The following is a 7387-nucleotide window of genomic DNA, read 5'->3' on the forward strand; positions in this document are numbered from 1 at the left end:
CGACAAGCTCCGCTCCTACGGGGCGGCCCACCGGGTGGTGATGCCGTCGGTCGAACATTGTGCCCACAAGGGATTGAACAACCGGGCCGAGAACAGTCATCAGCCGACGAGGCAGCGCGAACGCGCGGTGAAGGACTTCCGCAGCATGGGCGGGGCGCAGCGGTTCCTGTCCGCGTTCAGTGGCATCTCGCCCCACTTCCGGCCTCGCCGTCACCTGATGACAGCCTCCGACTACCGAGCCGAGATGACCGTCCGCTTCGCCATCTGGGAGCAGATCACCGGTGCTGCCGGCCGACCCACCACGGCCTGAAGACCCGCCCGGCCTCAGAACCCATCACACCCCGACACACCGTCAGGCAGTCACGCATCCAACAACGTGACAATGCCCACGAGGACGGTCAGCAATTCGCGTGATCTACAGTCCGGTGAAGCCCGAGGTGGCCACGCCGGACGGTGTCCTGGTTTCAGGCCTGGCGGCGGAGGAGAGTGCCCGGGCGGCTCGAGTGCGGAAGCGGTTGAGGTAGTAGGTCACGCGGGATTCGCGTCCGTCCGTGCCGTCCGCAGCGGTGGCCGTTTCCCAGCACACGGGGACCGCCTCCTCGAACAGTCCACGCATGGCGGCGGGTTCATGCTCGTCGGAGGTGACCTCGACCAGCAACCGTTCCGGGTCCTGCGGCCGACCGTCGGCGGGGACGGGTTCGGACACGCTCTCCAGCGGGTCCCGGTTGGGCAGCGCTCCGGTGGTCTGCGTGCTTGGCGCGGGCTGGTGGCCTGTGCTGGATGCCGCAGCGATGATGATCTCTAGTTGTTCGGCGAAGTTGGTGCCAGGGAGAGGGATTTCCAGGTCGGGGTGGCGGTCGTAACCGATGGCGACGGCTGTAGCGACGAACTCGATGACGGCCTGAGCGGCCGGGGTGTGCCGGCGCGGGACGGTGTCGCTGAGGCGGCTGAGGATGCGCAGGACAGTGGAGAAGCTTGTGTCGGCGGTCACCATGCGGTAGGCGGGGGCATCCTGGCCAAAGCCTGCCGGATTGTCCTGCGCAGTGTGGTCGTCGGCCTGGGCGTGCCACAGGGCGGCGGCGTGTGCGTCGCCGCGGGCGAGGTGCTGCAAGTAGAGGCAGTAGGAGGCTGGGGCATCTTCGGCGCCGGCCGCATATTGCCACCAGAAGCGGGCGCTGTCGTCGGCGCCAGCGAGCTGCAGGACGCAACCCAGGATCCAGGCGGCCCGCGGCTGGGGCAGTTGATCGGTGAGGAAGTCGGCGAGTTGGTTGGCGGTGCAGCGGGCGACGACCGCCTCGCACAGAGCGGCAAGGCTTCGTGCGGCACCTTCGTCAGCCGGGTCGGGCCCGTCGTCGTCCCACTGAGGCAGGCCGTGTTCGAGGAGCCCAGCGTAGGCCAGGTCGTCGTATGGGACGACGTCGCAGGGGACGTGAGGCCGGTGCAACAGAAGTGACTGGGCGAGGAGGTCGTCGATGGAGCTCATGGCGGGGAGATCACTCCTGGGAGTCGGTGTCGGGGCGGAGTTGGCGCAGGGCCCCCCGGGCGTGGCGGTCCAGACTGTGGGCAATGGCCGGGGACAGGCCAACGATGCCGGGCACGGCGTCCGGGTCGACGCCGCACAGGCTGCGCAGGACGGTGATGTCCATCTGGTCCGCGGGCAGCCGGGTGATCGTGTCGAAGAACTGCGCGAGGACGTCGATCTTGGCCAGACGCACGGCGAGGTCCAGGATCTGAGCCTGGACGGCGGTGGAGAACGCCGCCGGACGCAGATCGGGTCGACCGTCCGGGCGCTTCGCGGCGGCCGCGTGGACCCGGGAGCGCAGCAGCTGCCAGGCGTAGCGGGGGGTGTGGGGGCTGAGGGTCGCTTCGTTCCATGTGAGCCAGAGGATGTCGAAGGTCTGGGCGACCAGCTGCTGGGCGCGGCGCTCAGTCTGCAGAAAAGCCTGTGCGTAGGCGGTGTAGGGCTGCCACATGGCCTGGGTGAGCCCGAGGTGGGCGACGGGCTGTTCGTCCGGGCCAAGCGGCTGGACGTCGGAGATTCGGCTGCGGATCCAGGCGGCATCCTTCTCGGCCTCCAGCGCGGCCGCTGTCCAAAGCCGGCGTACCGGATCGACGGGGATATCCAGGGCGCGGATCACGCTGTAGGTGATTTCCCAGCCGGGATAATAACCCTTGCCGCGCAGCAGTTCGGACAGCCTGGTCTTGGAGTAGCCGGAACGGCTGACGAGGTCATCGAGGGTCAGGCCGCTGGCGATGAGCCGGTTACGGACCGGCTCCAGCCAGGTCCGGTGGACTGTGCCAGCCTCGTCGCAGATCGGCTCCGGGGGACGGCCACGGCGACTGGGGGGATCACCACCGGGCTGCTCGGGAATGGGAGGAGGCTTCTTCATCACCGCTCCTCGCCCCCGGCCGGCGCGGCGGACGCTGAAGCCGTCGGCGTCACGCCCGCCTGTGTACCTGGACCGCCGCCAGTGAAGGCGGAGACGATCTGCTGGATGAGGAGACCGAGCGAGGGCAGCAGCGCGGCCACCGCCGCGAGCTGGCCCAACACGGTCATCACCGTGCTCCACGCGAGGACCGCCGCCAGGACAGCCACGGTCATCACCTGCCTGCTGTTCATTGCACCTTCCCTGAGAGGAAGAAAAAGGAGTTCGGAAGTGTTCCTCCGCGGCGGTGCTGATGCGCCGCGGAGGAACTGGACGACAGCATGGTGCGCCGAGCACACACCACTCAACGTGATCATGGACTTACGGAACAATGGCCGCACAGGCAACCGGACTTCTTACTTCATGACGGCTCCCGACACACGCAAATCCCAACGGAATGAACGCTTTTGGTGTCGAAGACGTACTTTCCGTTGCTGTGCCTGGAGGATGGCGCACCATGGAAGACGGACGCCTCCCCCGGCGTTGCACCTTCCGGTTCGGAAGGCCGCGCGGCCCCCTTGTGCTGAAGAACGACCGAAGGGGACCGCTCCGCTTCCGTCCAGCAGTCCACGCGCTGGGCGGAAGCGGCAGGCAGAACCACCCCAGCCAAAGCCCACAACACCAGCGGGCACTCCGGTCTACGGGACGACGCTGGACATCCGGCCGTCGCCAGAGGATGTGATGGACCGCCGCACCTTCATGACGATCTCCGGCACCGCCCTGGCCACGCTGGCCGCAGACTGGGCCGCCGGCCCCGCGACCGCACTCGCCCGGGCCCACGACGGCAAGTCGATCAGCGAAGAGTTCGTCGTCCTCCTGGAGGGTACCGCTCAACGTCTTGCCGGCCTCGCGACCGAGGAACGCCAGCACGCTCCCGCGCTACTGGACGCCTGCCTGTCCACCGTGATCGACCTGCTCTCCCACGGCCGCTACACCCCAGCTCTCGGACTGCGCCTGCACACTCTGGCCGCCTCCCTCGCCCAGACCATCGCCTGGCACCGCTTCGACCTGGGCCGCCACACCCACGCGAGCCAGTACTGGATCGCCGGACTGCACCACGCCCACGCCGCCGGAGACCACGACATGGGCGCCACCCTGCTGGGCGACCTCGCCTACCAGGCCGCCTGGCGCCGCGACCACACCACAGCGGCCGACATTCTCAACCACGCCCTGACCCGCGCCGACAACCCCGCAGCCCGCTGCCTGCTCCAGCTGCGTCTCGCCCGTACCCTCGCCGCACAAGGCGAACGGCGCGGCGTCCTGCGCGCGCTCTCCGCAGCCGAGCAACACCTCAGTGACACGGGCACCGACCGGCCCGCCTGGTGTGCGTGGGTGTCCGAGGCCGACCTCGCCGTGGACTCCGGACAGGCCCTCCTGGACCTCGGCGACACCGGCCGCGCCCACCAACTCATCACCGAAGGCGAACAACTACTGCCCACCGCCCGGGACAAGACCCGCGGCGTCTTCCTCGCCTACCGCGCCACCAGCTACCTCGACCTGCAAGAACCCGAACCCGCCGCGACCGCTGCCACTCAGTCCCTGCTCCTGGCCCGCCGCATCGGAGCACCCCACTGCGTCAGCCTCGTCGACGGCCTGCTCCCCCGCTTCCAGCCCTACCAGCACGCCCAGGGCGTGCCCGAACTCCTCCACCTCGCCGCCGCATAACGGAGAAGATCATGGTGCGGAGGCGCCGTAACGGCCGGTAGCCATGGCGGTCGCGTGAGAGGCAAGCCACTTTCCGCCCATCGTGATGCTCACATGCGTGTGTGCCGGGCTCATCAGGCTGCCCGGCACACACGGTCTGTCTGAACGGTGAAAGGGCCTTGACCCAAGGCCAGGTAGTTAGCGTTTTCGCAGGTCAGGCAAGTGGCGGTGAAGAAATCTTGACGTAGAACAACGGAGCTCGTTGGTACAGGCAGTCGACCAAGACAGCTTGTCTCCAAGGAGCTCCGTTGCCGTCTCATCATCCCCTGCCTGCACCGATGACGGACATCACTCGTTCGGTCGCCGTGGCTGCGGGCAAGTTCGCGCCCGGTCATCTGGGCGAGTTGACGACCGTCATACCGTTCGAACTGGTCGACGCTGTCCTTCACGAGACCCGTCGCTTCCAGAAGCGACTGCGTGATCTTCCGTCCTGTGTCGGCATCTACTTCCTGCTGGCGATGGGTCTCTTTCCCGAAGTCGGCTACCGGCTCGTCTGGGACAAGCTGACGGCCGGGCTGGGCGAGACGCCGGTGGCTTCCCCGACTCCGAAGGCCTTGCGGGACCTGCGCCGCAGGCTGGGAACCGCTCCGGTGCGGACGTTGTTCGACGTACTGGCCGGGCCGCTGGCCCGGCCAACGGCCCCAGGAGTGAGCTTCGGCCCGTACCGGACGGTGTCGTTCGACGGCTGCAGTTCACAGAAGGTCCCCGACACGGAGCGCAACCGTGCATGGCTGGGCTGGACCTCCCATCACGGCTATCCGACACTTGAGCTGATGACGCTCGTCGAGACCGGGACACGGGCCCTGATCGGCGCGGTCTTCGGCCCCACCGACGAGGGCGAGACCAGCTATGCCTCCCGTCTCCTGCACCTGCTGCGGCCGGACATGCTGGTGCTGTGGGACAAGGGCTTCGACGGCAACGCCTTCCTCGCCGCGGTGAGCGCCACCCGTGCCCAGTTCCTGGGCCGGCTCCGCAGCAACCGGCGGACCCCGGTCCTCACACGTCTGGCCGACGGCTCGTACCTGTCGGTGATCGGCACCGTAAAAGTGCGCGTCATCGACGCGCGCATCACCGTGACGTGCGCTGACGGCACACACTTCACCGGTTCCTACCGCCTGGCGACCAGTCTGACCGACGCCCGCCGCTACCCCGCCGCGTCCCTGATGCGCCTCTACCACCAGCGGTGGGAACACGAGTCGGCGTACTACGCACTCCGGCACACGATCATGGCCGGACGCGTCCTGCGCTCGGGCGACCCTGTCGGCGTCGAGCAGGAGATGTGGTCGCTGCTGACGCTCTACCAGGCACTGCGAACGGTCATGGCCGATGCCGCCGAGTCCCTTCCGGGAACCGATCCGGACCGCTGTGGCTTCACCATCGCCGTCCAAACCGCTCGCGACCAGGTCGTCCAGGCCGCCGGCATCGGCACAGCGAACTACGGCACGGCCGGCCGCATCGGACAGAAGCTTCTCGCCCACCTGCTTCCGGCCCGACGGCAGCGGGTGAGTGCCCGCAAGGTCAAATCACCGATCTCCCGCTACAGCCAGCGTCACCGCGACGGACGGCCCGACGTCGCTCTTGCCGTCGTCAGCCTCGACATCTCCATCCACGAACCCCCGGACATGCAGCCGGCCCTGCCCACCCGCTCCCGTGACGACCGGTATGCCATCCCGGCCCAGCGCCGCAGGCACCGGGGCCTGGCCCTCCTCCATGAGGACCCCGCCCGCCTCTGGCGCCCCCGCGAGATCGCTGCATATTTCGGGGACATCACCCTGCACACCATGTACAGACAGCTCTCCCGATGGGCCGACGACGGACTCATCCACAAGATCGGCCCTGGCCTCTACGCAGCGACCGCATGGGAATCAAAACCCCTTGCCTGACCTGCGAAAACGCTAACTACCTGGCCTTGGGTCAAGGCCCGGCTTCTACCGGGGGCGAGTGGAGACGGACCGCTAGACGATCCAGACCGGTACCGAGTCCTACCGCCTCGCCCACACCAAAGCGCAGGCGCAGCACACTGCGGTCGGCTGACCCTGCCGGAAACCGAACGGAGCCTTGAGGCCGGCGTTATCAGGTCAGATCCGTCCCCGGGTCTATGGCCCAGTGATTGGTCCTGAATACCTGGCCTGCGAAGGTCACGTCGACCTCTGAGAGGAACTGGAAACCGACAGAACGGCAGATGCCGTTCGACGCCGCGTTGTCCGTTGCCGGGAAGGCATGCACGACTCCCCAGCGGTTCTGATCCCGGGCCTGCTCCAGGAGCGCGCGGACCGCACGCTTACCCACCCCCTGCCCCTGGAATTCAGGCAGGACCATCCAGCCGATCTCGGAGATCGGTCCCTCACCGATGTCACGGAACCGGATGGTCACCGTCCCTGCCACCACGTCGGGGGCAAGCGGATCGGCAACTATCATCTTGACCCAGGCAAGGTCGGCTGCTGCCTGCTGGGCATCCCGACAGACCGTGTCTGCCATCCCCTCACGCGGCAGAGGCCCGCCGAGGTTGGCCATCATGACGGGATCGCACCGCATACGGACATAGGCGTCGATATCGTCTGGTAGCACGTTGCGTAACTGCACTGGTTTCTCCTTTGAGTTCACCGAGGATGGTCCCACGGCTCGCGAAGTCGATCACCAGCGGTTTGGGCTCGTCACATGTTTTCCGAGCAGCGGCTGGCCCTTTACTGATCGTTTCAGAATGACGTTCGGAGGCGGCGCAAGCAGATGATGCTGCAGGCGAGTTGGAGCAGTCCGAGGTGGAGGGCGGCGCGTATCTCGTAGCAGGTCCGTAGCCGTTTGAACTGGTGGAGCCAGGCGAAGGTCCGCTCCACCACTCAGCGGGTCTTTCCCAGGCCGGAGCCGTGGGCGGTGCCTCTGCGGGCGATCTTCGGTGTGATGCCGCGGGCCCGGAGGAGGCGTCGGTACGTGTCGTAGTCGTAGCCCCGGTCGGCGAACAGGCGCCTTGGCCGGTGACGGGGGCGGCCACAGGTCCCGCGGATGTGCGGGATCGCGTCCAGCAGAGGCATCAACTGCGTGACGTCATGACGGTTTCCGCCGGTCAGGGACACCGCGAGGGGTGTCCCGTTTCGGTCGGTGATCAGGTGGTGCTTGCTTCCCGGACGGGCTTGGTCGACCGGCGAAGGTCCGGTGTGAGCCCTCCTTTGAGGGCCCGCACGTGTGAGCCGTCGACCGCCGCGTCGTCCATCTCCAGCAGTCCCGCCTTGCGCAAGTCGGCCAGCAGGACCTCGTGCAGA

General features: G+C 67.5%; 7 protein-coding genes and 1 pseudogene. 3 read left to right on the forward strand and 5 right to left on the reverse strand.

The genetic code is table 11. The features are described from left to right. The coding region (locus tag ORI94_RS34705) for a DDE-type integrase/transposase/recombinase (protein WP_266083037.1) at positions 1 to 310 on the forward strand (310 nt) is incomplete at its 5' end. Between the two features lie 105 nt (positions 311 to 415). On the opposite strand, the gene ORI94_RS34710 is transcribed toward ORI94_RS34705, so the two are convergent. Genes ORI94_RS34710 through ORI94_RS34720 form a run of 3 tightly spaced genes read right to left on the reverse strand, consistent with a single transcriptional unit; the run spans position 416 to position 2620 of the window. Continuing rightward, on the reverse strand, positions 416 to 1483 hold the full coding sequence (locus ORI94_RS34710) for a hypothetical protein (RefSeq protein ID WP_266083039.1): 1068 nt from the start codon (positions 1481 to 1483) through the stop codon (positions 416 to 418). A gap of 10 nt (positions 1484 to 1493) precedes the next feature. Further along, positions 1494 to 2390 (reverse strand): helix-turn-helix domain-containing protein, encoded by an 897-nt coding sequence (locus ORI94_RS34715; protein WP_266083040.1) that lies wholly within the window; start codon positions 2388 to 2390, stop codon positions 1494 to 1496. Further along, a complete protein-coding gene (locus ORI94_RS34720; RefSeq protein ID WP_266083042.1) occupies positions 2390 to 2620 on the reverse strand; it encodes a hypothetical protein in 231 nt (76 codons plus the stop codon). The genes ORI94_RS34715 and ORI94_RS34720 overlap by 1 nt, the downstream gene beginning before the upstream one ends. Positions 2621 to 3107: 487 nt before the next feature. On the opposite strand from ORI94_RS34720, the gene ORI94_RS34725 reads away from it, so the two are divergent. Next, positions 3108 to 4091, forward strand: coding sequence for an XRE family transcriptional regulator (locus ORI94_RS34725; RefSeq protein WP_266083044.1), 984 nt, complete (start codon positions 3108 to 3110; stop codon positions 4089 to 4091). Positions 4092 to 4408: 317 nt separating this feature from the next. Next, positions 4409 to 6013, forward strand: a complete 1605-nt coding sequence (locus tag ORI94_RS34730; RefSeq protein ID WP_266083046.1) for an IS4 family transposase — start codon at positions 4409 to 4411, stop codon at positions 6011 to 6013. 190 nt (positions 6014 to 6203) lie between these two features. Here ORI94_RS34730 and ORI94_RS34735 read toward each other — a convergent pair whose 3' ends face one another. After that, positions 6204 to 6713 (reverse strand): GNAT family N-acetyltransferase, encoded by a 510-nt coding sequence (locus ORI94_RS34735; protein ID WP_266083048.1) that lies wholly within the window; start codon positions 6711 to 6713, stop codon positions 6204 to 6206. Between the two features lie 113 nt (positions 6714 to 6826). Then, positions 6827 to 7387, reverse strand: a pseudogene (locus tag ORI94_RS34740) (IS5 family transposase); the annotation flags it as partial.

The sequence above is a fragment of the Streptomyces sp. NEAU-W12 genome (assembly GCF_026242095.1).
GTDB lineage: Bacteria > Actinomycetota > Actinomycetes > Streptomycetales > Streptomycetaceae > Streptomyces.